Source organism: Algoriphagus oliviformis (assembly GCF_017254915.1).
Taxonomy (GTDB): domain Bacteria; phylum Bacteroidota; class Bacteroidia; order Cytophagales; family Cyclobacteriaceae; genus Algoriphagus; species Algoriphagus oliviformis.
The window spans coordinates 66,585-91,765 of sequence record NZ_JAFKCT010000012.1; the positions used below are offsets into that span (position 1 = coordinate 66,585).

At 43.4% G+C, this 25,181-nt stretch carries 21 protein-coding genes; 5 read left to right on the plus strand and 16 right to left on the minus strand.

Annotation, left to right across the window (positions count from 1 at the left end; all coding sequences use genetic code 11):
- Nucleotides 1-7 precede the first annotated feature (7 nt).
- The 4 genes from J0A68_RS20695 to J0A68_RS23200 all read left to right on the plus strand — a co-directional run bounded on the left by J0A68_RS20695 (nt 8) and on the right by J0A68_RS23200 (nt 5,247).
- Nucleotides 8-1,726, plus strand: coding sequence for a RagB/SusD family nutrient uptake outer membrane protein (locus J0A68_RS20695; RefSeq protein ID WP_206580157.1), 1,719 nt, complete (start codon nt 8-10; stop codon nt 1,724-1,726).
- An 11-nt stretch (nt 1,727-1,737) separates the two neighbouring features.
- Nucleotides 1,738-3,312: a hypothetical protein gene (locus J0A68_RS20700; protein WP_206580158.1), complete on the plus strand. Its 1,575-nt coding sequence runs from the start codon at nt 1,738-1,740 to the stop codon at nt 3,310-3,312.
- A gap of 1,571 nt (nt 3,313-4,883) precedes the next feature.
- A complete protein-coding gene (locus J0A68_RS23195; protein ID WP_369075007.1) occupies nt 4,884-5,060 on the plus strand; it encodes an ATP-binding protein in 177 nt (58 codons plus the stop codon).
- A gap of 34 nt (nt 5,061-5,094) precedes the next feature.
- Complete coding sequence (locus J0A68_RS23200; RefSeq protein WP_369075008.1) at nt 5,095-5,247, plus strand: hypothetical protein; 153 nt, start codon at nt 5,095-5,097, stop codon at nt 5,245-5,247.
- A 131-nt stretch (nt 5,248-5,378) separates the two neighbouring features.
- On the opposite strand, the gene J0A68_RS20715 is transcribed toward J0A68_RS23200, so the two are convergent.
- The 14 genes from J0A68_RS20715 to J0A68_RS20780 form a co-directional block, all read right to left on the minus strand.
- A complete protein-coding gene (locus J0A68_RS20715) occupies nt 5,379-5,966 on the minus strand; it encodes a hypothetical protein (RefSeq protein ID WP_206580161.1) in 588 nt (195 codons plus the stop codon).
- Nucleotides 5,967-5,987: 21 nt separating this feature from the next.
- Nucleotides 5,988-6,695: a hypothetical protein gene (locus tag J0A68_RS20720; RefSeq protein WP_206580162.1), complete on the minus strand. Its 708-nt coding sequence runs from the start codon at nt 6,693-6,695 to the stop codon at nt 5,988-5,990.
- Between the two features lie 23 nt (nt 6,696-6,718).
- A complete protein-coding gene (locus J0A68_RS20725) occupies nt 6,719-9,787 on the minus strand; it encodes a hypothetical protein (protein ID WP_206580163.1) in 3,069 nt (1,022 codons plus the stop codon).
- Nucleotides 9,769-10,119, minus strand: coding sequence for a DUF4870 domain-containing protein (locus J0A68_RS20730; RefSeq protein ID WP_206580164.1), 351 nt, complete (start codon nt 10,117-10,119; stop codon nt 9,769-9,771). The genes J0A68_RS20725 and J0A68_RS20730 overlap by 19 nt, the downstream gene beginning before the upstream one ends.
- Before the next feature lie 11 nt (nt 10,120-10,130).
- Entirely contained in the window at nt 10,131-10,739 is a 609-nt protein-coding gene (locus J0A68_RS20735) for a hypothetical protein (protein WP_206580165.1), read from the minus strand.
- A gap of 2 nt (nt 10,740-10,741) precedes the next feature.
- Nucleotides 10,742-11,551 carry a hypothetical protein gene (locus J0A68_RS20740; protein ID WP_206580166.1) on the minus strand — a complete coding sequence of 270 codons (810 nt, stop codon included), beginning with the start codon at nt 11,549-11,551 and terminating at the stop codon, nt 10,742-10,744.
- Nucleotides 11,552-11,685: 134 nt separating this feature from the next.
- Nucleotides 11,686-13,629: a thiol-activated cytolysin family protein gene (locus J0A68_RS20745; protein WP_206580167.1), complete on the minus strand. Its 1,944-nt coding sequence runs from the start codon at nt 13,627-13,629 to the stop codon at nt 11,686-11,688.
- Between the two features lie 180 nt (nt 13,630-13,809).
- Nucleotides 13,810-14,310: a hypothetical protein gene (locus J0A68_RS20750; RefSeq protein WP_206580168.1), complete on the minus strand. Its 501-nt coding sequence runs from the start codon at nt 14,308-14,310 to the stop codon at nt 13,810-13,812.
- An 11-nt stretch (nt 14,311-14,321) separates the two neighbouring features.
- The gene (locus tag J0A68_RS20755; protein WP_206580169.1) at nt 14,322-14,942 is read right to left on the minus strand and encodes a hypothetical protein; all 621 of its coding nucleotides are present in this window, start codon (nt 14,940-14,942) and stop codon (nt 14,322-14,324) included.
- A complete protein-coding gene (locus tag J0A68_RS20760) occupies nt 14,939-15,535 on the minus strand; it encodes a hypothetical protein (protein WP_206580170.1) in 597 nt (198 codons plus the stop codon). Before J0A68_RS20760 ends, J0A68_RS20755 begins: the two co-directional genes overlap by 4 nt.
- 12 nt (nt 15,536-15,547) lie before the next feature.
- Complete coding sequence (locus tag J0A68_RS20765) at nt 15,548-16,153, minus strand: hypothetical protein (RefSeq protein ID WP_206580171.1); 606 nt, start codon at nt 16,151-16,153, stop codon at nt 15,548-15,550.
- A 144-nt stretch (nt 16,154-16,297) separates the two neighbouring features.
- Nucleotides 16,298-17,824, minus strand: a complete 1,527-nt coding sequence (locus J0A68_RS20770; RefSeq protein WP_206580172.1) for a sensor histidine kinase — start codon at nt 17,822-17,824, stop codon at nt 16,298-16,300.
- Nucleotides 17,825-17,836: 12 nt separating this feature from the next.
- A complete protein-coding gene (locus tag J0A68_RS20775) occupies nt 17,837-19,333 on the minus strand; it encodes a sensor histidine kinase (protein WP_206580173.1) in 1,497 nt (498 codons plus the stop codon).
- Nucleotides 19,334-19,337: 4 nt separating this feature from the next.
- Entirely contained in the window at nt 19,338-20,060 is a 723-nt protein-coding gene (locus J0A68_RS20780; protein WP_206580174.1) for a LytR/AlgR family response regulator transcription factor, read from the minus strand.
- Nucleotides 20,061-20,253: 193 nt separating this feature from the next.
- Between J0A68_RS20780 and J0A68_RS20785 the strand changes: the two genes are divergently transcribed.
- Nucleotides 20,254-24,228: a two-component regulator propeller domain-containing protein gene (locus tag J0A68_RS20785; protein ID WP_206580175.1), complete on the plus strand. Its 3,975-nt coding sequence runs from the start codon at nt 20,254-20,256 to the stop codon at nt 24,226-24,228.
- Nucleotides 24,229-24,427: 199 nt separating this feature from the next.
- Here J0A68_RS20785 and J0A68_RS20790 read toward each other — a convergent pair whose 3' ends face one another.
- Entirely contained in the window at nt 24,428-24,643 is a 216-nt protein-coding gene (locus tag J0A68_RS20790) for a helix-turn-helix domain-containing protein (protein WP_206580176.1), read from the minus strand.
- Between the two features lie 198 nt (nt 24,644-24,841).
- Nucleotides 24,842-24,943 carry a helix-turn-helix domain-containing protein gene (locus tag J0A68_RS23205; protein ID WP_206580177.1) on the minus strand — a complete coding sequence of 34 codons (102 nt, stop codon included), beginning with the start codon at nt 24,941-24,943 and terminating at the stop codon, nt 24,842-24,844.
- Nucleotides 24,944-25,181 lie beyond the last annotated feature (238 nt).

A 25,181-nucleotide genomic window follows, 5' to 3' on the forward strand; every position in this document is an offset into this window, starting at 1 on the left:
AATGACAATGACACTCAAAACATACAAACGCTCGGCGCTCTGCATGGCCCTATGCTCCAGCCTCCTCGTTGGCTGCGGCACGGACTTCCTGTACGAGACCAACCCCAACGCCATAACCACGGATACGTTCTGGGAAAACTCCTCCCAATTCCAAAGCGGACTTGCGACCGTGTACGGCGCCCTACAATTCCAGTCGATCAGCGGGGAAGGGCTGGTGAATGAAATGATCCTGGGAGACATAGGCGGAACAGAGTCATGGTATCGCCCTACGACCTACCGCAATCTCACCTACAACGATGCCAGCGACCAGGTTACCAACAAGTGGAATGAACTCTATATCGGCATCTTCCGCGCCAACCAAGTCATCAATCAGCTCGCCGATGCGGATGACAATCTATTTGGGCTAGGCGAAAAGCAAAGTATTGAAGCCCAGGCTAGGTTTCTGCGGGCGTTCTTCTATTTCCAGCTGGCCACGACCTACGGCCAGGCGGTAATCCGTACGGCGGTCCCCGTGACAGACGAGGACTTCAACAAAGCCCCCAGCAGCAAGGAGGAGATCTTTGAAAACGTGGTTCTTCCGGATTTGGAGTTTGCCAGAAACCACCTTCCAAAAACCTGGGACACCAAAAACCTCGGTCGCGCCACTTGGGGAGCAGCCACCGCCCTTTACGGCAAAACCCTGCTTTTTCAAGAAAAATGGACAGAAGCTGCAAATGCGCTCAAGAGCGTGATCGACTCCAAAGTGTATGCACTCACGCCCAAAATCAGGGACAACTTTTCGGAGGAAAACGAATTCAACGAGGAGTCCATCTTTGAAGTGGCCTACAATTCCGAAATCAACCCGGGTGCAAACGGCTCTGTGGTAGACGATGATCCCAATAGAACCGGGGCAGAAGCAACCAATATCGCCACAGCACTGGGTCAGTTGAACTTCGGTGCCTACAATACCCTCCTGCCCAGCTACTATCTCCATGAGCTGTATGTGAACGATGTGGTGGATCCCAAAAACCCCATCAACAAGGGAAATAGCCAGTCGGTACGGATGTCTGCATCCATTGTCCCGAAAAACGGCGAGGGACTCTACTACCTCCTTCCTATCGGCGCTCGTGCGGGCTGGGCTTTTGGTCAAAGCGCTTACATCAAAAAGTTTACAAACTGGTACCACCTCCCCAATGAAGACGGGAACTCCCGCTCCGGGATTAATTTTCGCCACATCAGGCTCGCAGACGTGTACCTCATGTATGCGGAAGCGCTGCTCAACGCAGGCGGCTCGGTAGATGAAGCGATTTTCTACATCGACGAAATCAGAACCCGGGCAGGCGTCATCACGCTCCAGCAATACCTAGCCGATAACAACAACACCTTTCCACAGCTGCACATCAGCAAACAAGTCCACGGGGTGCAACCGATGGTGGCCCCTAGCGCCCAAAGCGTCATGACCCATATCCGACGGGTAGAGCGTCCGCTAGAGCTGGCCTTCGAAGGGCATCGATGGAAAGACCTCGTCCGTTGGGGTATTGTGCAGGAAGTATTCTCCGAGCTCAGACAGGACGAAATCTGGAGAGAAGCGCACAAAAACGAGATTTTCGATCAAGCGCCCATCTACATCGTCGAACGCATCCGACCGGACTTTCTCCTCTCCTCGGCCAACTACAATCCAGCCGCACACAACTACTTTCCTGTTCCCGCCCAAGAGCTACAGACTAACAACTCGATTGGCAAATAATCCCGAAACCAATGAAAAAACATATCAATACTATTTTGGCGATGGCTGCGATGCTTCTTTCGCAGTCCTGTGAAGATCCCTACGAGGGGATCAACCTAAGTGAGCCCAGCCACCAGGTGATCGTCACCTCGGAGATGGACTTTGACAACACCGTGCAGGTGGACGGCAGCCTCACTTTTGGGGACATATCCGCAGGCGTAGTCTCCAGGGTTTGGACATTTCCCGAGGGCGTGGTAGATATCGAAGGGTCAGATAATGACCTCACCTCCACGGAAGCAAATGTAAAGACCATCTTCAAGGCGGTAGGAACCCACGAGGTAAAGCTGCACCAAGTATTCAAGGATGATGCCTTCGTGGGTTTGGAGCAGCGCGGCAAAGAACTAGACACTACCCTGGTGATCCGGGTACTCAGCGAGATCGGCCTGACAGTCTCCGCCAACGTACTCAATGCTGATGGCACACTCGGGAAAGCGCTCTCCACACAAGCTGGCGCCCTAAATGAAGTCATGGCCGGCAGCTGGGTGAGGTACACCGTGCAGGCAGAGGGCGAGCCCTCTGTCTATCATTGGAACCTGGAGGGAGGTGATCCGGCCTTTTCTTCGGAGGTGGTCGAAACCCTCGACGTGCGTTACAAAAAAGTGGGTGAGTTTGATTTTGGCCTGATCGCTTCCCGGCCTAGGCCCCAGGGTGAATTTGTGCTTGAGACCACAGATTTCCTGAAAATCGTGCCATCCACAGAGCCGGTGACCTTGGACGGAGCCCAAGAGCGAAGCGGAGGCATAGCGCTTAACTTCAGCCGGGAAATGAACGGCACGACTCTAGACCCAGCCGACTTCTCCGTAAGTATCACCAATAAAGGCAATTCCATCCCGGTCTCTGTGGCATCGGCGACACTGGATCCCAACGAAAGAAACTTTGTAGTCCTCTCACTCGAAAATCAGACCATCTTCAACGATGACAAGGTAACCGTCTCCTACACTCCCGGAGAATTGGCTACGGCAGACGGGGTGCTCGCGTCGGCATTCTCTGACATCCCAGTGGTCTTCTTAGGCGAAAACATACTGAAGAAAACAGCCTTTGACTACAGCTTCGAAAGCTCCTCCAGCACCAACTGGCCTTACCAATGGTGGGGAGCTCCTTGGGACAAATACAAGTTTAGCATCAGCAATGCCCAGTCGAAAGACGGGAAAAAGAGCGGCTACGTGGTGATGGAACCCGCCGGAGGTATGATTATCGGCCATACGGACAACTCCAATACACCGATCACCTTCCCCGCCGAAAAGGGAAAAACCTATGAAATCGGCGTCTGGGTGTACATGGAGGACCTCGGCAACAATGACCCCGCCGCCAACCCTCCCGACCTGAGATTCTATTGGGCCCCAAATACAAACTGGGGAGTGGGCCCCAACCCGGCCTTCACTGCTGATTTTGAAATTGGAAAATGGGTCTATAGCTCCATGCTGGTGGAATTTGCAGCCAGCGGAAACTACAGCCTCAACATTCGCGGGCAAAACCAGGGCAACAATCAAACGCTCAAATTCTATATGGACAACATCTCAGTATCTGAGGCCAAGCTAAGAAAATAATAGGCAGATAGGGTTTACTTGCACATAGGTAGCTGGCGAAGTTCCGTCAGCTGCCTTTGTCTTTTTTGATCAGATTCAGCACTATCATTCTCAATACCCTTCTTCGAATTCAATAGTATCTATCGACTCCGACTAGTGCTGTACGGAAAACCCGTTCCTCCAGTCTTGCAGCCTAGGAAATCATGAACATTTACACCCTGATCTTTCGGTCAAAAAAAGCTGGCCTCAAAGTGCCGGCTAACAGCTAAGCAATAACTTCAATTAACACCAAGCTCTAGCCTCCGTAACTTTTAGCAATTCCGAATTTGCCTTCTCACATTTAAAAAAAACACCAATGCTCTATTCCACTAAACTTGTCCAAATAGCAAAAAATGGGCTATTGACTGACATCTCTAATGGTCGTGGGAATTCTGTTTAAATTCTAGTTCGCTTCAAGTGGAGAGATAATGCAGCAGAAAAAAAGAGGTCCAAAAGAAGGACAAATTTGAGTAATTTGGAGCGAATTGGAATCGATTTAAATCGGCGCTAATTCACAACCTGTATCAGAAATCCTATAAAACACAAAAAGCCGATCATTTCTGACCGGCTTCGTAGTAGCGGGAACAGCGCTATAAACTTCAATTGATTTTCAGTGACTTATAAGAAAAGGGGGACAAAAAGGGGGACAGGTTCATTTTGCTTTTACTTTTTTAAATTTATTTGAATTGAATCAATTCGAACCTTTCAAAACATGCATCTAAACGTCGTATAGGCACTTTTTAAGTTTATGTTTTTTGAATGATCTTTTTTCTTTTTGATGTGAAATCAGAAAACGAACCTATTTTAGCTAGGGCCAAAACTAGAAAATGAACCTTTGAATTTCCTGCAAATTTGAAGGTATTTGAGTTGTCTCAGTATTTAAATAATTCGAATGGTTTAGAGTCTCATCTCAGCCTCGTACAATTCGTACGGTACGAGGTGTACGAGGTGTACGAATTTAGGATTTTTGAGTACCTACCTGATAATAGCCATTCCCCCATAAGCGAGGACAGGAGTTGAGCAGATCTTGTTGAGAAATGAACTGATTTATGGGGAGGAAAGTGGCCTTCCACCAAGACAATGGCAGAAACCCTAGAGAACGGCAAAGGACAGGCTATTGACACGTGCTTATCGAGTGGCTCTGGTAAACCATCAAATACTAGATATACCGACGAAAGTACCCTATCGTGCCGCTCGAAAGCACACCATTAATACCGGCGCAAAGGTCACCAAATACATGGACTACCACAACCATCGAAGAAGGCTCTCCAACTTGGACCACGGCATCCCGGTGAAAGTCAATTTCTCGGTCGAACAGGTGGCATGAAAGCGAGTTTCGTGCATACTTGGTCGCAAACCATTCCTTTCCTGAAGATTGGAGGTATGCTCTCATAGCCAGAAGCTTGTGCAATGCTAAACTCTGATATAGGGCGGCGGGGGAAGAACTCGACTTCCAGCCCAACCGCTTGTTGGACAAAAATCTAGTCCTCGGACTGTCAGAGGGAGGTTAAATTATAAAGGGAGAAAACATTCTGGTGACAGACTGAATCGGTATAGGCAAAAGGTACCTTGCCTGCGCCTTGGGAAATCAGGCCTGCAGCAAAGGAAAAAAATTTCTTTACACAAAGACCACCCTATTGCACACCCAGCCCAAATTTGCAAAAATGGACGGCTCGGTAATCAAGGAGATGATCAAGCTCAAAAAAACAGGAAGTGTTCGCCCTTATTGACTTCGGCATCCAGCCACTGCACATCCAAAGCAGAATGGCGTTAATGGAAAGCATAAAAGATCGTCACGGCAAAAAATCAACGATCATCACCTCGCAGCTTCCAGTCCAGGCTTTGTATGAAGTGAAAGGTGACCAAAACTTAGCCAATGTGAGATGGGCCGGGTTGTTCATGACGCTCATCAGGTAGAATTACAGAAGTTATCCCTGAGAAAAAAGAAAAATAATCAACCCAGCACTTAATTTAGTGAACCTGAGTATCCGCTTTTCCACCCTAAAATTCCAATCAATTCGAGGGGGAAAATTCTCAGGATTCTATTCCTAATTCAAGCGCTCTACATAAAATTCCCCTTCCGTGATTGTCACCATATCCTTTTTGACAATATCATAAACCTTACCCCCAAAAGTACCCCTGGCATATTCTCCAGTGAGTTCCGAGATGATGACTACTGGCGCTTCTTTTTCCACATCCGAAACGTAGTTTTTTTGATGTCCCTCTGTGTAATAACCTATTGTTGCACCCTTCAGTCCAAAACCCGTTTCTTCAAATGGCTCCAAAAAATCATATCGCTTGGTGGTTATTGGGTCTGAATCCTTAATAAAAATGGTGAATCCACCTCTGCTCCCGTTTGCTACTTCATCGAGTTCACCTCCTACTATAGATGCCTGATGAACGCCTGCCATGATTCTTACCATAGAAAATTGCAGCAAATCAGGATCATTGAACTTTATTAGTTCCCCGTCCACTTGTGCCTGGATGTAATAAGGATAGTCTTCACTGGAATCAATTTCCTCGCCCAAGGCTTCCAGTTCATATTCTTGGTTTTTACTTTTTGTCGAAGTGGAGCAACCGAACATGGTTAATGCAATGAATCCTAGTAGGATTCGGAATATTAGTGTCTTTTTCATTGTAGGGTTTGATTTTAGGACTTAGAAAAACTTACCGATCCAGCGAAACTGACTAGGATCCTCTAGGTTTCGGATCGTGATTTTAGAAGGAAAAGAGGCTCTAATTTTCGGATCAGTTTCGTAAACCTCCTCGATGTCGTATTGCACCCAGTTGAAGCCAGGCTCCAAATTCAACTTAAATTGATAATTAACCGCTATCTCCTCTCCCTCGTATGGCATCGTGGTGGTCAATGGAAAATCCAAGGAGACAGGCTGCTCAAGGAAAATAATATTGAGGTAGGAACCTTTCACAGCATTGTTGTAGCCGGAATCTTCCATCCAGTTTTTCAGCTCTTCGCTTGTCACAGGAAAAATCGTTCCTGCCCATCGGTTTCTACTTGCCATCAGGGCGATATAGGGATTTTTAAGAGCCATGATATCAGCGACCAAACCAAAATCATCTCTGGAAAACGGCCCGTCAAAGGCCTGATTCAAATCCCCGAAAAAGACCGCCATGTCATTGACATCCATTGCTTCGGGCAAATCAGCTTGGGCCAAGTCGATAGAAAACTCTCCTCCGTCAGATACGGTGCCAATTTCCATGGGGTAATCAGCCCCGAGTGTAAAAAGTGCCAACTTCATTTCAGGGAGTTGACCAAAGCCATCAATTGTACCAGTGACCACTTCCTCTTGCCTGGGAAGTGTCATCGCCATTAATCCAATCGTTAAAATTCCAAAAAGCTTTTTCATGATTTTTAGTTTTATGTTAGTGTTTATTTACAGGGAAATTCATCCGTGGTTTTGTCCATCAGTCGAATCAAATTCGCCAGGCCTCCCATGATTTTTTGCGGCCTACCGGAAAGCCCACTATGAATAAAATGAGCCGCCTCACAGGCGTCCATCTGCAAAGCTTTGAGTACATCTTCCTCCAGATTACTCGTGTCCATCGTTTTGATAGCATGGGAAGCAATCGCATACAATCGCAATAGCATCAGATGAAAACCTAGAAACCCTATACTCCGCCCGGGATTCTTATTGAGTGTCCGGGTATAATTCTGGATTACAGTGTTCAGATCATCGTATCGGGTGTAGATTTTGCGCTTCCCGCCCCCCGTCAGATCAGGTAAAATCCCCAAAAGCTCTCCTGACTGCCGGTGGATCTGCCAATAGGCCATTGTATGGAGTTCCTCGCTGAAGAGTTTAAAAGAAGAATCTCCTCGAAACCAATTTTCTCTGATAAATGAAATATTCGGTCCATCCCGTAAATGATCGTCAAACCAGTTCCTTTCCTTAGCCAATTCTGTACTGATCAGCCCAGAATCGGAAAGTAAACTATAGGTGCTTTCCTCGAAAAAAGCATCTTCAATCAAAGCCAAATGGGCTGTTTTTCTGAGGTTTATCTGAAAACTTTCTTTGACATCAGCAGAAATGGTGACAAAATCTGCTGTGGGTAAAATATCCACCGAATCTTCAGAAAATTCCTGATTGATACCCACAGTCCGTTTTAGAAGAACCATTCGAATACCACTTGCAAAAGTCAAAGAACCAGTAGTCACCTGATCAGGAAGTGGACTAAGCAAATGAATCATCAATGGATCATATATCCAATTGGATTTCTCCATTGCTTGCAGAGTTTCTTCCAGATTTTCATTTTTAAGTGCCTCAATTCTAGCCTGATGGCTCAATCTAAAATTCAACAGTTCGTTTAGTGCATTTGCATATGTTGGTCCTTGCCCCTCTACTCCAATTAGCAAAGATCCAAAGAGAAAATTCCGAACCTCGTCTGAATGGTTTTTACCGATTGAATCTGCCTTGTCAGTTACCGGATCCCAACCGGCCAAGACTTTCTCTATGTTTTGATTTCCGATTTTGATCCGCAGGTAAACACCGATAATCTTCGGCCCGATAGCTTGGGTTTTGTCCCGGAACTTGAACTCATAGGTTTCTTCAGCAAAGATCCGATCCTCATCGAGACTTACCCTTAGCAGATTTTTTTCCTGCTGTAGCGATCCATAAAACGTAAACACATAAGGAGGTAAATCCATCTGGCCCAACTGCCGGATAATCTCCTCCTGCGTGATTTTCTGGTCTCTGGCATCGATGATTTTACCATCACTTGACAAAGAGAGATTAGCGAAAACCTCTTGATTCCTGCCACGGGTCGAATGAGTTACGTCCAGAACAATCACTGGAGGTCCAGCCTGAAAAGTATCCAGATCCCCTTCTTTTAATTCATCCTGGTTATCTCCATCCGTCGCAAATAAAATCAGATCAAAAGAGCTTAGACTAGCTTTTCTCATCCACTGATAAAGAGCCGAATCAGTAGCCCAGCTACTTAATGAAGCCTTTGGGTAATTTTGTCGGATATCATTTTCTAAAGTATTCAAAAACTCATTCATACCTTCGTTCCTGTATTGGAGAGGCATGCTAAGTGAGGTATCATATAGAATCAGCACTTTAGGAGCAAATTCGTTGGACTCCATAAGTGGATTGATTCCCATCCCATTTTCTGAAAATGTAAAATCTGAGGCATTTAATCCCTCTACAGGTTTACCCTTTTCGTCCATAGGCCACAAAGAGAACTTGACAAGTGAAGGAAGTCCTGCGGAAATCTTTAGTTGAAGGCTGACAACTTCCTTCGCCACGCTAGAAACCTTTCCTCCTTCGATCTGAAAACCATTGATACGAAGGGACTTTTCTTTTTGATTGACTTCTATCCGGTCAGCTTCCAACGTCACCGTCTGACCTACTTCTGCCAGCCGGCTTTGTTCTTGCTCATTCAGGTCGGGGCTTTGAATACTAATTGCTGGGGTAAAAACCCTGACTTGATTAAAAGAAGTACTTGCCTGCTCCAGAAGGTCTAATCCATGATAAAAACCTAAGTGAAGCTGTCTTCCGACCAATTCTTGGGCTTGATAGGTTTTGGACAAAAGGATCGTTTCTTCTTCAGGAGTGATATTATCCCTGTAACTAAGGCTAAACTCAATGGGCGCTAATACATATTTTGGTGGATCGGCAAGTTTGATGGTACTTGCCAGGTCAAAAGCATTTCCAAAGGTGACAGAAGAATCGAAGAGATGAGCGATTTGCTCCTGTCCATTCCACTGAAACCGGACAGCGGGACACCTGCTATTGTCCCACCTGAAATCAAATTTGTGATACCGGATTCGATCTTTTTCAGGAAGAAGGTCCCACAATCTTTCAGCTAGCATTCCAGCATCCTTTTCTTCGGAGTTGATATAGGTGAGCGTAGGCAAGTCAGATTCTGAAACCTTGAGCATTTTCATCCAGCGATCCAAAAGCTCCTCATCGAGATCGGCTAGAATCTTTTCCTCATTGGCACGGAAAAACAAGGATTTTACTTTTTGCTCATCAAAATCAGTGCGTTCATATACTACTTTGGCAGGTATATTGGCTTCAACTAAAAGCTGGGCAAGGATTTCTGCTTTTTCTCTAGGAGTCGCAAATCCATCCCTTAATACGCCACGGGTACCCTGTCGCATGGCGGTTCCCATACCTCTTAGGGAAGAAGCATTTGCCGGAATCAAATAGATCGAATCCCGTACAAATTCCAGCATCTTTTTAGGATCACGGCTTTCTTTTACTCGAATATAAGATTCGGTAAGACAAGTCTGGCTGCTTTGGATCAACTGCTGCATTTCTTTCCAAACCTGAAACACGCCACCTTCAGCCTCTTCTTTTAAGAGGGAGTCATCATCGCAGGCACTCAACCAAGCTCCACTAGATGATACCATTCCAAAGAGTGCCAGTTTCTTGAAAAACTCTCTGCGATCAGGTGAAAAGGACATATTTAAAGAAGCGTTTAAAAGTTTTGGAACCACTCTTCAAACTGTCTTCCGATCAAAGGCACAGGTTCCATTCGTCCATTTATCGCATGAATCAGACCCATTACCCACATATAAACCATGACAGCTAAGCCAACTAGGTAAATGATCCAGCCTAGAATTGGTATCAAACTGATCAATACCAGACCCAAACCGACCATGACCAAGCCCAGCGATTGTTTGATGTGATATTTGGCAAAAGGATAATTCTTCTCATTGTTCATGACAAAAGCGATAATCAAGCCGATCACGGTGAGATAGGCAATGATGGCTTCGGTTTTACCCTCAGGAGAAGTAGTCAAGCTTAAAGGTTCTTTAGCGTTTTCCATTTTAAAAAGAGTTAGTTCATAGATAATCCTTCATCACGTGGACGAAGTTGAAAATTAAAACCTTGTACTGTTATTTGCCTTGACCCACTAAAATTGGCCAAGATAATCCCGTTAAGCTCTCCTTTGAGCAGTTCACCCTCTGTCCAGATCTTGACAAGTTTGCTGGTATTTTCGAAGCGGTAGTAGGAGACATAATCGATTCCCTGATCAGCATTGTAATAGCTCACGATAATATGATCATCAAACTGCTGCAGCTGACTGATATGGGGGGTTGGGTAGTCATTGGCTAAGGTCCAGGGTCTCAGCTGGGAGGCTTTTAGTGTTAGGCTGAATACATCACCAGCCCTTGGATCATCATCCGGTGGATAAAAATTGAGGGTCATAGTCCGGTCAAATTCCGTGGCCGTGACCATCAAATACGTATCAAAATCATCCGAAAGCGGACCACTAGTACCCAAAGCGACGTATTTGCTTTCATCGTAGACAATGGTACCAGAGACATCACCGCTTACTTCCAGTGAGAAATACTCACTGTCCACTCGTTTGATATCGTCTTCTTTGCCACATGCCAGGCAGAATATCAAAATTGCTGATAAGTAATTGCTTAAATACTTTTTCATATTTATCTATTTGATTTCGTTAGCTCGTAGGATTCAAAAGCCACACATTCCATAGTCGCACTACCATTCTTCTTTCCTTTATTCTCTTTGTCTTCCATTTCCATATACATCATCAGACTTTTTGGAAATTCTTCGGCAAAGCGTTGGAGCTCTTCAGGCATATTATCCTGTGTGTTTCTGAAAACATTGTCAAAATTTGCGGGCATGTCAGTAGCGAAATAGACGATGAACTTCATCTTGTCATTTTCCATTTGCCTGCCTATACAGTCATAGCCTAAAAATTCCCGATTGGGTAGCTCGGTCAGCGTGAAAGATTCATAATCCACCGTATAATCTTCTTCCATCATTTCCTCTTCGCCGAGAATATTCATGGAAGTGGCAATTGGCCTACCTTCAATGTAATTGACCATGATCTGTCGCTCCTCGTCAATGACCGAGAAGAAATTCATCCCCATGTCCATTTGGTAGCCGATGTAGGATTCGTTTGGGTTTAGAAAATAATCCAGCTGCATTTCTCCCGCTGATGTACTCATTTTCATGGCGTAGCGGTATTCAAAAGAATAGGCATCTGGTAGCTCTGACACATCCACAGGTTTGCCTTTGGTTCCCCCGCCAAACATTCCCTCAAAATTTGGATTCAGGATTTTTTCTAGGGCATTTTCTGTCATCTGCCCGGCCTTATCCGCAGTTTTATATTCTACTACTTCTTTGGCTCTTTCCTCCACTCTTTTTTTGAGGTCTTTCAGGAATTGGCCTTGTGTCAATTGCGTGCATAAAATGAGTAGGCACAATGATAAAATTATTTTTTTCATAGCGATCGTAGTTTTAATTGGATTAAAATTCTGAGTGAAAGGCCAAAAGGAATATCATCGTGGTAACAGTTAATAGCACCTTTGTAACATGGTCAAAAAACACCCATTAATTGTTTCTCAGAAAAGTTTTTTACTTAGTCCAGTAGTTCGAATCGGACCCAGACAGCAGCTTTTTCACCTGCTTTTCCTGCCTTGATCGGGCCTTCAAGTATATACCTTCCACCTGTAGAAGAGGCCTCAGTCAGCATAAGAGTTCTTGGACCAAAATCATGAAACTGCATCCCCCCCTGTGCGATCTGTCCGTCCGGATAAGTTTTCGTTGCTTCAAGGGGCTTGTTTCCTGCCAGTATGTCCAGCAATTCCTGAAGAGGAACCAAAATGTCATCATCATGGATCACCCGGTCATTTGAACTGGTGTATTCTTTGAGCCAAGTATAAATCCGCAGTTCGTTTTTGGGATCCTGGTAGTCCTCCCAGGCTAGATTAAAAGTCATGGAATTGACGATTTGATTTAAATCACGGGCGACACGATTTTCCCGAACGTGGATTTGTGTATTCATGCCTCCACCGATCCAGCAGGCATAGGGGCCCGAGATGTTTTTTCTCCCCGGAGAAGTGAAACCGCAGGGAGCACCAGAGAACTTATTGAATTGCGAATCAATTGGCTGCAAGACTTTGTTTCTAGCCTTTAGCACCACACCCATTTGGAGACCATAATCATCAGGATCATCCCCTCCTCCATCCCGTCCGTCCACGTTCTGAATATCAGTCAGGGTCATTTTGAGACGGTAATTTCGCTTTTCAACACAGGTTTCTATATCCTGCCGGATGGAGTTGGTCATACCAATCTGCTGATTTTGCAGATTCTTGATTTCAAATCCAATAGGAAGTGCTAGTTTGTGATTTGCCGGCTGACTGGTGATCCATTTTCCGATTTCCGGCCGACCATTTTCCAATGTATTGACAATCGATTTTGCGGCAGCCTGGCTAGATCCTCCATACATATAGGCATGAATCTCCACTTCGCTATTGCTCTTTGCTTCTTGGTAAAATGAGCTCAGTTGCGCCTGTGAAATCGCCGAGAACCCTGTACTGATATTCAGTTTAGCCATGAGGTTCTGAAGGGAACTTTTGGACTTAAACAAGATGCCACCCCGCCTGCCGTAATTGACTTTGGAGATGTAAATGTAGTCCTCGGTGGAAACCGGCTGGGAAGTTTGGAAAACGGTAGCTTCATCCAGCCCATCTACGTCGAGGGAAAACATAAACTGAGTGAATTCGACCAGGTAATAGTAGTAGCTTTTTTGACTTCCCGCTTCTACACCGATCAAGCTGGAGAAAGATCCCAAACCGCCCGAATACCTTCCGTTCAGCTTAAAACTCAGATCTTCCTGACTTTTGATTTCAGTAAACTTAAGTGTCATGTTGGCTGAAAGCGGATCTGCATTTTGTGAAATGAGTTGATTTTCAGCAGTAGCAATGTTTGATTTGTTTTTGGGATTGGAGACTGTAATCGCAGAATTAATTGCACCGCGCAAATCCGAAGTAGAAATGGTAATGGGAGAGCGCTCATAGCGCTGCTCAATATCGTAAGTCCCATTGAGGAAACTCCGGACATTCAGGACTATGCCCGGCTTGAGCCAGTCAGGTCTAGCACCGAGAGGCATTTCTTCAAATTGCCTGATTTTAGATTCCAGACTAAGACGCTCCCGCTTACAAAAAAGAGTGGCGGTGTTTTTGTCACTCAGGGGCTGAGATTGTGATGTCTTTGAATCATTTAGGACATCCGAGACGACCAATAATTCCCTCCGACCTCCTAATTCGGTAGGACTACCTGAGATCAGATATTCGAAAGGTTCTATTTGGGCAAAATAATTAACCACCCCTACCAATTGAGGGACTTCTTTCGTACTGGTTTTTTTGAGATCTGTATTGGTCTGGGTGGGAGGTTTGGTAGTAGTGGTTTGTCTTCTGGTGACTTGGGCTTCAGTCCAAGAGACAGTCATAAAAGCACAAAACCCCAAAGCAAGCCAGGTAGGGCTTTTTAAAAGGCTGGATTTTTTTGTGAAAAGTCGCATGTTAGATGTCGTTTAATGATGCTCAAAACTCTTCAAAACCTACACCTCTGGATAAAAATTATGTACCAGAAAACAGTACCATTGTAACTCCTTGTCAAATTCAGGGAACTATCAAGGATGGAAAAAATAAAAAAAGGGTGAAAGTATTCTTTTCACCCCAATATATCAGCGATTCCCAGCTTATTCGATCCGAAAACTAAACTCCGCCGGAGCTATCTTCCCCTTAATCCCGCCAACGGGAATCATTTCCAGCTTCACACTGTAGGTTCCTTTGGGGAGGTTTGTATCCAATTTTGGAAAATCCAATCGGGGAACGGGCATTTCGTAGACTTCATTTTGCAAAGCAGGGATTAGGTCAAAAGCTTCGATAGGTACATACATATCACCGGGTAACCACGGCCAATTTTCACGACTGCTTTGGTGAATGGACTTGCCGTCCCGCATTACTGTAGTTTTCATGTGGAAGAGAACCAAGCCTCTTTTTCCTATATCAGAAGCTTTGTAGGAAAACTTAATTTTATACTTATTTTCTTTGAAGCTTTTGAACAAATCCACCGGGATGGATTCTTCTAGGTTTTTTCCATTGGGAAAACCCTCGATTTGAACTCTACCTTCTAGGACTTGGCTCAAAGACGGTAAAGAAACTAAAAGGAAAAGGGTCACTAAGAAATAGTTTTTCATGGATTTGGATTTTAGTTGGAAATAAAGTTTGCTGACTGACAAAAGCCCCAAAGTTGATCAATCGTCAACCCAAAGCCTTTAAGTGTATAGTGAAAGCGGTTTTGATCAATGAATTCGATCTCAGTAAAGTTTTGCTCAGCTATCTCAGTTTCTCTTGCTCGCATCTCTTTTCTTGAATAAATCCTTGTTTTTGATCCGTTGCTAAATTCTTCAATGTCCAATTCAAGACGTTCTGATGCAGCTCTTAAGAGTAAAGCACCGTTTTTCCCAGCTCCATCCAGAATCTCCAATTGAATTGACTGATTTGGAAGCGTCTGATGTTGATAGCTTGCTTGGATAGCGACGATTCCGGCTTCTGCCCTATGGCCACTAAGTAGCTGTGTTCTCTGAAAATCGTCCACAATTTCAGGTACCCAAGTCTTCAATACTTCCCGGGAAACTGGAATTTCCTTTGCCAAATCGAGTTCTTGGTGGACTGGAGATAGTCTTTGTGAATCTCTTCGATGATTGGCTTCATTAATCAATTTTGACGGAGACTCTATTTTCTCCAGCAGTTTATCGGAGCGTTGACATCCATAGAAAATAATCAGCAAAGCCATCAAGCACATCAACTCATGATGGAAACGGTTCATGGAGCAAGTTGCTTAGGATCTAAAAGTTGGAAAAAATCCCACAAATGATCTGGACTCACATTTTCCCCCTGATAGTTGAAGTAAAACCGGTCATCAATTGCATATTCAAGAAAAGTTTTTCCATCTGCAGGAGTGTGTCTTTCAAAAGCTGTGACTCCATAATTCTGATAGACTTTAACATACCCATCGAGCAGGGGCTCTTCGTATTTTTTTGCCAGCTTCGCATTGATCATCCCACGAACAGCTACTACAAGCGGTCCTTTGCCATCCAGTACGTCCAAAACAAAAAAACTTGCAGGATTCGAATCGCTGGTGTAAGTCACCTGTACCCTTGGAAGATCACCATAGTCCGTGGTTACTCCTCCGGACCTGCTATAGCCAGCGTGCTGCATAGGCAACCAATCCAGCCATTGTGCAGTAGCTATTGGACTGCTTTTTTCCAATTTGGGATCAGTTTCACCGGAACTGAGAGCGGCAGATTTGACCAGCTCGGTGGAGCTGTTTGCTTGGGTGTTTTTTTCTCCGCATCCAGTGCAGAAAATAGCTGCGATAGCTAGAACAGAGAGGTATTTCAAAGAAGAATGATAGATCATGAGTGGCTTTGTTTATCTAGGGAAAGGTTGAGATTGAAGTTCTTCGAAAGCACCGTAGATTTGGTCGAGACCGACCTGATTTCCGATAATCCCTAAGTGATAGCGTTGATTTTGAAGGTATTCAAGCTGATGGCTTTGCTGTCCGTTTTTGGTTTTGCTCACCACCAAAACCCGCTCTCCTTTATGATCTTTGACTTCTGATTCAAAGTCATCTCCTGATTCATTGCGCTTTTTTTCCAAGAGGTTGTACACCGCATTGGCATGCTGAAAGTGAGGGTTGCCGGCTCCATCAATCACTTCCAGCCGGATACCGGGCTGATCGCTGCCATCTTTGGCAGCATAGAACGCGATAAAGCCATTTAAGCTGGGATGAGGCTCTTTAGAAAGCAGTGAAAATCCCTGGAGTTGATCCGGTGGCAATGCCAGATAGGCAGCTTCTGATAACGGATCTTTGTCCATTAAGGCCATTAGCCAAGAGCCGGTAGAGGATTCGGTTGTTTTTTCCGGACTAGAGATTTCGGCTACAGTCTCGGACTGTTCAGATGGAGCCGAAGTGCAGGCAATTATACTACAAGCAGATAGCCCAATGAAGAAATACTTAAAATGAGAAATTTTCATGGCAGGATTCGGTTTTGAATACTGCTCGAAAAGTAGTCTGGACCAAAAAATTCAGATATAAAACCTGTAACAAATCATCTTAAAATGGTAACAGGGCAATTATAGGCGGAAGTAATGAATCTTCTGCTTTCCCGGTGGGGGCCTTCATAGCCCTACTTTTGCTTTCACAAATCGGAAAATCACCTCCGTTCCACCTTCCTCATCAAGATGATCGATTATTTCAAAATGATAATCAACTGATTCATTTTTGCTAAAAAGCTCCAGTCGGTTTTTGACCAGGTTTAGTCCGATTGATTCCTTTTGAATGGTTCTATTGGCATTGAATTGTTTACTTTTTGCTCGCCCGATGCCATTATCCCGAATGGAAAGCAGAATGACCTCCCTTTTTTTCCTTAGAAGAACCCTGATCTTTTTCTGTCCTTCTTTATGCATCAAGCCATGCCAGATGGCGTTTTCAAAAAATGGCTGAAGAATCAAGGGTGGAAGTGAGAGTTCATTGAGACGAAGATCCTCCGGTAAATCCAGACTAAAATCAATACCCTGCTCAAATCGAATGGATTCCAGATCCAAGTAAAGCTTGGCAATTTCCAGTTCTTCTCCCAGTGATATTTTCGGTTTGCGAGAGCTCTCCAGCACCATCCGTATAAGTTTAGAAAAACGGTTGAGATAAAATACAGCGCGGTCTTTGTCGCCGCTGATCAGGAAAACTTTGACCGAATTGAGCGCATTAAAAATAAAATGCGGGTTCATTTGGCTCTGAAGGGATTGCAAATGAAGTTTATTGATTTCTTGCTCGTAGGTGGACTTGATTCGCTGCAGTCTTTCGGAGGCTACATTGGCAGTAAGTGAATGGATATTCTCTTGTTTTTGAGCGAGTTTAGTCGCCAATTCCCGATTTAGTGCTTCCCGTAAACTATCATTTTCCCGAAGCCTTCCCACCAACTCATCCTGCGCCTTTATTTTATCCAAAAAAACCTCCCGCTGCTTGATCGCCAGAGCATAAGTGAAAAAGAAGTTTTCGATCAAAATCCCCAAATAGAAAATAAAGAAATACCGGTCAGTGTAAGCTAGATCTTTTCCGATGGTCATAAAACTTACCAAAAAGGAAGATATCCCCACTGTCAAAAAACCGTAGAGTATGGGTTTTTTGACCTTTTCTTCTGTCTTGATAATCAGGTAAACTCCGCAAATCATGAAGACAAGCGTGATGGGCATGAATACGAAAAAATAAAATTGCCTCATCAGAACGTATCCATCCCAAATGAATACTCCTATGAACAGAATAAAGAAAGCTACAGAGACACCTACCGTGTAGCGAATGTAATAGCGGATAAACTTAGGATGATAGGTCTTGAGCCTTAGGATTTCTATCAAAAAATAGGAAAAAACAATGAAGCTTGTAAACTGCAATGGGGTAATACTTATCCTAAAAAACTCCGGGAAAGTAAAATAGATTTCTTTCAGATAACTATAATACGGTCGTCCGATCAGCGCAAGGGCGTTGACAAAAGCATAAATACTGTAATAGAAAAAGTACTTTTCCCTGTTTTTGATATAAAGGATGAGATGAAAAAGTCCCAGGTAAAACAAAATAGAGATGGCCATGACTGCCAACCCATTTCGATTGCTGTTGTGTAAAAAATCAATTAGATACTGAAAATAGAGATCCATCCATTCCCCGATTTACAGCCAAAATACGATTTCTGTGCCTTCTTCGCCTGCTTGGATATGATCCACAATCTCAAAATGGTAATTGACAGACTCGGATTGGTTGAACAACTGCAGCCTGTCCTTAGACAAACTCATCCCGATTGACTCCTTTTTCAGGGTTCTATTAGCATTGATTTCTTGGGATTTTTTCCGGCCGATTCCATTATCACGGATTGACATTTTTAAGCCTGCTTCTACCTTTTCTATGTTGACTTTTATCCATTTTTCACCGCCTTTATTCATCAGTCCATGCCAGATGGCATTTTCAAAAAACGGCTGCAGGAGGAGCGGAGGAAAATAGATATCACTCATCCTGACCTCCTCGCAAACATCCAGTTGGAAATCAATTCCATCCTCGAAACGGATCGACTCCAGAGTCAGGTAAAGTTTGGCGATTTCCAATTCTTCGCCCAGGGAAATCCTCGTTTTGCGCGAGCTCTCCAGCACCATGCGGATTAATTTGGAAAACCGATTCAGGTACAAAATAGCCCGATCCTTATCCTTATCTATCAAAAAGACTTTGATGGAATTCAGGGCATTGAAGATGAAATGGGGATTCATCTGACTTCTTAACGAGTGGAGATGAAGACGGGTAATCTCCCGTTCAAAATCCGCTTTTACCCGCTCCATTCGCTCATCTTCTGCATCAGCAGCCAGAGTGAGCAATTGCTTCTCTTTGAGATTCAACTCACTCTGAAGGCTTTGATTGAGCTGCTCACGTAGTTCTTCATTTTCTTTGAGTTTTGCCAGGAGCTCTTCCTGGACTTCGATCTTTTCTTCGAAAATATCCCGCTGCTTGACTGCCAGTGCAAAAGTAAAAAGCAGGTTTTCAAGCAAGACACCAATGTAATACACATAATAATTTTGATCGATGACCTCCACTGGCTGGCCTATTGTCAAAATCGCTACCAGGAAGGCACTTATCCCCAAAAACAAAGATCCTATCAGGATGTAATACCTGATTTTATCTTTGGTCTTTGTCACCAAATAGCTACCATAGATCATCACAAAAAAATAGATCGGAAGAAATACATAGTAAAAAAACTCCTGCATCGCGCTAAAGGAAGGAAACAACCATTCAAGCACAGCTAAAATCACATACAAGATCGTTCCGGAAAGTGTGAAATAATCAAAAAACCGGACAAACTTCGGGAATTGGACTTTCAACTGAACCACCTCTATCACGAAGTAAGAAAAGAGGATGTAGCTGGCGAATTTCAGAGGGGAATCCAGCTGGATAAAAAAATCAGGAAAGGCCCGAAAGATGTCCTGAAAAAAAACATTGTAGGGTACAGGGATCAGGATCAGGACATTTGTAAATGCATAGGTGCTGTAGAAAAGATAGAATTTCTCCCGGGTCTTTAAAAACAGGACAAAGTGATAGACAAACAGGTAAAACAGGATGGATATAACACTGAAGCCCAGCCCATTGTAATTACTATCATAAAAAAAATCCAAAAACCAATCCATACTTTTAATATTTAAGTTGATTTTTGAGTACTTCCAGAAACTCCTTTTTTCTCAAGCGGGAAAGCGGAAGGCTCTCACCGGATTTCATCAGCACCTGCGACTGGCTTTTATCCAAAAGCTCAAAATGATCCATATTAATCAGGTAACTATGATGAATTCTGAAAAAAGGAAATTGCTGTAACTGTGACTGTAAGTGTTTGAGATTCTTGGAAACCATTAGTTTAGATCCACAAATGAGGTGAACACAGGTATAGCTGCCCTCGCTTTCGCAGTAGATAATTTCCTTGGTTCGGATCATCCGCAATTCCTGGTCGGTATTCAAAAGAATCTTTTCGTGGGGTGTCGTCTGAGTCTGCTTTTTTTTATCCTCCAATTTGGTCAATACACGATCCAAATCCTCTCCGTCCACCGGCTTGAGTAAGTAATCAAACGCATGCTCTCGTATCGCCTGAATAGCATACTCGGAATAAGCCGTGACAAACACCACCTCGAAATTTCTGGGATTGATTTTTTCCAAAAACCGAAAACCATCCATCTGCGGCATCTCAATATCTAAAAATAAACAGTCAATGGACATCTGATTTAAGCCGGAAAGTGCATCAGCAACTGTTGAAAATGTATTGATGATTTCTATCCGATTTTCAAAAAGTGACAACTCATACTCCAATGAGAGGATTGACTTGGGTTCATCATCCAAAATAGCTACACTTATCATGGCAGGTTCCATTAGTTGGGATCAAAAAACTAGTGGCATCACACGCTCCTATCCAAGTTTTCAGCGATTCTATTAATTCTATGCCAGTTTAAGTTCCAACTTATCACTTTTTTAATGATTATGATTTCCTTTTACAAAAAATCCAATACATAATCCATATGAGGCTTTCAAAAAAAATAGCTTTAAGCATAATTCCTTAGGAGATATGAGATTGCGATTTTTTAAAATACTTGTCCTTGGTTTAATAGAGTTGTTGAGTGCGCCTGCTTTTGGTCAAGAATCCATTCGTTTCCAGCAAGTCACTCAAGTAGCTGACTTGGTCAATGATCAGGTAATCTCCGTGCGACAAGATCAGGAGGGTTTCCTATGGATACTTTCAAAGAGGGCACTAAAGCGATATGACGGCTACGAAGTCAGATCTTATCCTTCTAATTTTGACCTGGTGCTAGACGAGGGTTTGCTACTCAAAAGTGAGCTTTATTTTGATTCCAACGAACGTGTCTGGGTAATCAGCGGATCCCTTCAACCCAAATACTTAGATCAGGTTACGGGAAAATTCCAGGAAATCCCTGATCTCAATTCTGTGACCACTATGTTGGAGCTTCAGCAGGGTGTTTTTTTGTTTGGCACGCTGAGTGGCCAACTTTTTCAATGGGATGAAGCTAAAAAGAGCAAAGATCTCGTCCTGGTCAAATCCAATCAAGAAATCGTCAAACTTTTGCGAGATCCGGATAAGGAAGATCAGATCCTAATTCTTTTCAAGGATGAAATTGGAAGAATGAATACCAAGACTCAAGCTTACAGCATGGTGCATTCAATCCCAATTTCTAGTCCTGAAAAATTCACCACCGCCTATTTCGATAAAACCGGCAAGCTTTGGCTGGGGACTTTTCGTCATGGTTTGTATGCTATGACAGCGTACAATTCCAGTCCAGACCCAAAGGTTGAAGCATTTGTATACACCGAGATTCATTCTCCTATTTTAGATATAATTGAAGATAAAGAAGCTAGAATTTGGGTTTCTACTTTTGATGAGGGAATCTACGTTTGGGATACCAAGTCGAATGAATGGGATCATTTCCGCTATCAAAAAAACAGCTTCCATACGCTGGCAAACAACTCTGTCCCAAGCTTACTGGAAGATGACTCAGGCACCATTTGGATTGGCACTTTCGGAGCCGGATTGAGCTTTTACGATTCCTATCTAAACCAATTTCATTCCCTCAAAAATCAGAATACGCCCAAAAATATAAACCTGGAAAATATCAAAACCCTCTATGCAGACTCCTCAGAGGTGATTTGGATCGGTACAGGAGGCAAAGGGCTGATATCCTATGATATGAAAAGTCAAAACTGGAACTCCTACCACACTTCTATTCCTAATGGAACTTTTCTGAAAAGTGACCGGATACAACATCTCACAGGGATAGGGGAAAATCTATGGATCAGCTATTCCCTGGGGGGGCTGAGCAAGTGGAACAAACAAACTGGTGAAAACACCTATTTTGATGAGAGAACAAGTCCCTCTATTCCAGAAGGACAGATCTTGAAGGTCTTTCCTGCCAGTGCCGATCACTTATGGCTATGTACCAAAGGGGAAGGTCTATTATTGTTTCACCCCCAAAATGGGATCATCGGTCGCTTTGATTTCAAACCAGATTCCATCAACTCATTCCCGGATAATCATATTACCGAACTACTTCATCCAGAAAAAGAGGTAGTCTGGGTAGGAACCGGCTCGCAGGGTCTGATTAAGCTTCATGCTGAGTCGGGGCATTTTCAGCAGTTTATGCCTACAATGGAAGATAGCGACTCACAACTTCCCTGGTCCATAACCAGTTTGACACAAGGCATTGACCAACAAATCTGGGTAGGAACCACATCGCATGGCCTTTGGCTATTTGATTCAAAAACAGAAGAGTGGAAGTACCCTTCCGCATTGGTTCTGTTAAAAAACTCGCCCATCTATGGACTTTCGACAGATCAATTAGGGCAGGTATGGATAAGCACAGCACAAGGCGTGTCATCCTTAGACTCGGGACCGGATGGGGAATTTAGGCTACATCATTTAGGAAGCAACGTCGAAGAAACTTTTTCCTTTGGCCAAGGAGTGTTTTTTCAAAATCCAGATCTGGGGATTTTCATAGGGGGGTTTGATCAAATCCTGTTTTTCAAAGGAAAAGAAATCCGTCAAAATTCCCTTCGTCCAAAAGTCACATTGACTAAGCTTACGCAAGGAAAAGAAGAAATCCCGATTGAGGATGGATTACGTCTAAGCCCCAGTCAAAATGATCTCACTTTCTATTTTTCTACCTTGAGCTTTTCTGCACCGGACAAAAGTATTTTTCAATACCGTCTATTGGGGGCTGAGGACGAGTGGAGAATACAGCAAGGTATCAACCAAGTAAGCTATACTAATCTGAATCCGGGGGAGTATCAGTTTGAGATAAGAGGAAGTAACTATAATGGAGTCTGGAATGGAGAACCACTTGTTTTTAAGTTCCGAATCAAAACCCATTGGTATCAAACACTTTTCATAAAGCTGATACTAGCCATTAGCCTTGCTGTCCTGCTTTTTTTAATCTACCAATACCTGAAGTTTCGATGGTCAATGAAAGTAAAACTCGCGCTAAAGGATCAGGAAATGGAAAGAATGCTAGAGCTGGACCAGTTGAAATCAGCATTTTTCGGGAATATCTCCCATGAATTCCGAACCCCTTTGGCACTGATCATGGGGCCTGCGGAGCGACTCTGGCAAAGCAGTGGAGATCTGGTAGTCAAATCCAAACTGAAACTGATCCTGGAAAATGCCAAAAAACTCATGGTACTTACTGATAAGATTCTTGCCATCAAAAAAGTATCTTCAGAGCGGTCTCCACTCCAAATCAAACATGGGAATTTAAGCCTCCTGATTCAATCTGTATTAGTAAATTTTTCCTACCTGAGTGTTCAAAAAGAAATAGTCATCAGGTCACATATTCCATTGATCACGGAGGTCTGGTTTGATTCTGACAAAATGGAGGTCTTACTGGAGAATACAATCTACTTTGCTATAGAAGTAGCCCAAGCCAAATCAGCTATTAATGTAGAAGCCACTTTAGAAAACCAAAACCTGAGAATAACTGTAAGGTTTGACGTTGATCCACATCATCGACATGCCCTAAATAAAAACAAACAATCTCCCAACTCTTACTCTGAACCAGCAGAACTTTTGATGAAGAAAAAATTGATAGAAAAGCTGGTTCATGCTCACGAAGGCACATTTGACAGCCGTGTGGACAATGAATGGAAGGCAGTATTCCGAATGGAATTTTCAGTGGACAAATACAGCTATCATCCATCTTTTGTTCAAGAGGAGGAGGATATGGATACTGAGCTAATAGATCGCTTAGTACCAACCACCACCCATCTGGATACTGCCGCTTCCAAAATACTAGTAGTAGAGGATAATAAGAATTTAAGAAAATTCCTGTGCGAGGAACTCGGAAAATCTTATGAGGTCCTAGAAGCTGAGAATGGAAAAACGGGGCTCTATGAAGCTTTGAAATCCAATCCAGATCTAATTTTATCTGATGTAATGATGCCAGAGATGGATGGCTTTGAATTTTGTGATAAAATCAAAACCAACGAATTGACCTCACACATCCCTTTTATCCTTCTGACGGCCAAAACGGAAGAAGAATCTCAACTACTCGCACTCCGCCTAGGAGTTGATGATTATATCCAGAAGCCATTTTCTTTTCAAAAACTTGCCTTGAGAATTGAGAAATTAATTGAATTGAGAAATAAGTTGAAGGTTCGGTATGCAAGCTCAGCCCGGATAGCCCCTTCGGAGATCGCCTCATCTTCATTGGATGAAAAATTCCTTCAAAAAGTTCAAGAACTGGTCGATGATAAAATGATGGAGCCGGACTTTAATATTGAGCAGTTTTGCCAGCATCTGGGTATGAGTAGAATGCAGCTGCACCGCAAGCTCACAGCGCTAACAGGCCTATCCACTTCCGCATTCATCAGGGATCAGCGGCTCCGGCTGGCGGTGCAAAAACTGGAAAAAACAGATGAAACCATTGCGGAGATCGCCTATTCGGTGGGTTTTAGCTCTCCCTCCTACTTTATCAAATGCTTCAAGGAATCCTACCAAATGACTCCAATGGAGTATCAAAAAACGGCTTGCCAGTGATGAATTAATTCAAACTACGAAAGCATTAAAGGTAGAAATATAGATGCGGATTTATCGAGGTGCCTATTTAGCTACATATATTGATGTTGTCAATCCAGCTAAAAAAACGGACTACAAAATACTGGATGGAGAGAAACCCTGTTGACCCTTTATGAAAAAGAAGAAATCATCTCCAATCTGAAGTTTGAAATGGACAAGCTCAACAGTTATTTTTTTGGAACCAGAAGCGAAAAAAAGGGACGGTCAGGCAGCTTAAAACCAGCTCAGCTTTTTTGAGCTCGGAATCTCCGCGTTCCCATTTTCCAACGGCTTGCGGGCTGATAAACAGGTGCTGTGCAAGCTGTGCCTGGGACATGTTTATTCCCTTTCGTGCTTTGGCAATCTTATTACCTATCATTGTTGCTTCCATCATCATGTTCTAGTTGTTTTTATGTTTTCGACCCTGCAAAGATACCTGAACCCATTTCTGGAATCATTAAAACAAAGACACAATTGGTTGTAGTCAAACTACTTATAGATGTATTATCTCAACCATTAGTAGTAATATATAAAAAGTACCTCTCCTGAAGCGGGCGAAGACGGGTTCTAGCTATTGAGATAATGCTACCACTGGTCATTCGATACTATATTCCTTGATTTCTTTATTAAGGGTAGTAACGGCGATTCCAAGCATCTCCGCAGATTTGGTTTTATTACCGTTGAAATGACTGTGCACTTTTTAGATGTGGATCCTCTCAGCACTTGTCAACTCGAAAGCTGAAAGCGTTTTGTTCATGGAATGTACATTTGGACTCTTATCAAGATCAATGAAAAAAGGGAGCAAAATGGATCAGTCTGAATATCTGGGGAGGTAAATTTTCATCCATAGATATTTGAGAGTCGAAATAGGAAGAATTCAATATTGGATACGCCTCTGAACTGCGCTCCGAACGCTTTGATTTTTGCATTGAATG

Excerpts from the sequence above, each read along its gene's own strand:
- J0A68_RS20760 (WP_206580170.1), bottom strand. The coding sequence starts at position 15,535 with ATGATCTATCATTCTTCTTTGAAATACCTCTCTGTTCTAGCTATCGCA.
- J0A68_RS20785 (WP_206580175.1), top strand. The coding sequence starts at position 20,254 with ATGAGATTGCGATTTTTTAAAATACTTGTCCTTGGTTTAATAGAGTTG.
- J0A68_RS20775 (WP_206580173.1), bottom strand. The coding sequence starts at position 19,333 with ATGGATTGGTTTTTGGATTTTTTTTATGATAGTAATTACAATGGGCTG.
- J0A68_RS20770 (WP_206580172.1), bottom strand. The coding sequence starts at position 17,824 with ATGGATCTCTATTTTCAGTATCTAATTGATTTTTTACACAACAGCAAT.
- J0A68_RS20765 (WP_206580171.1), bottom strand. The coding sequence starts at position 16,153 with ATGAAAATTTCTCATTTTAAGTATTTCTTCATTGGGCTATCTGCTTGT.
- J0A68_RS23200 (WP_369075008.1), top strand. The coding sequence starts at position 5,095 with ATGGCGTTAATGGAAAGCATAAAAGATCGTCACGGCAAAAAATCAACG.
- J0A68_RS20735 (WP_206580165.1), bottom strand. The coding sequence starts at position 10,739 with ATGAAAAAGTATTTAAGCAATTACTTATCAGCAATTTTGATATTCTGC.
- J0A68_RS20780 (WP_206580174.1), bottom strand. The coding sequence starts at position 20,060 with ATGGAACCTGCCATGATAAGTGTAGCTATTTTGGATGATGAACCCAAG.
- J0A68_RS20740 (WP_206580166.1), bottom strand. The coding sequence starts at position 11,551 with ATGAAAAAAATAATTTTATCATTGTGCCTACTCATTTTATGCACGCAA.
- J0A68_RS20745 (WP_206580167.1), bottom strand. The coding sequence starts at position 13,629 with ATGCGACTTTTCACAAAAAAATCCAGCCTTTTAAAAAGCCCTACCTGG.
- J0A68_RS20755 (WP_206580169.1), bottom strand. The coding sequence starts at position 14,942 with ATGAACCGTTTCCATCATGAGTTGATGTGCTTGATGGCTTTGCTGATT.
- J0A68_RS20715 (WP_206580161.1), bottom strand. The coding sequence starts at position 5,966 with ATGAAAAAGACACTAATATTCCGAATCCTACTAGGATTCATTGCATTA.
- J0A68_RS20695 (WP_206580157.1), top strand. The coding sequence starts at position 8 with ATGACACTCAAAACATACAAACGCTCGGCGCTCTGCATGGCCCTATGC.
- J0A68_RS20700 (WP_206580158.1), top strand. The coding sequence starts at position 1,738 with ATGAAAAAACATATCAATACTATTTTGGCGATGGCTGCGATGCTTCTT.
- J0A68_RS20750 (WP_206580168.1), bottom strand. The coding sequence starts at position 14,310 with ATGAAAAACTATTTCTTAGTGACCCTTTTCCTTTTAGTTTCTTTACCG.
- J0A68_RS20790 (WP_206580176.1), bottom strand. The coding sequence starts at position 24,643 with ATGATGATGGAAGCAACAATGATAGGTAATAAGATTGCCAAAGCACGA.
- J0A68_RS20720 (WP_206580162.1), bottom strand. The coding sequence starts at position 6,695 with ATGAAAAAGCTTTTTGGAATTTTAACGATTGGATTAATGGCGATGACA.
- J0A68_RS20730 (WP_206580164.1), bottom strand. The coding sequence starts at position 10,119 with ATGGAAAACGCTAAAGAACCTTTAAGCTTGACTACTTCTCCTGAGGGT.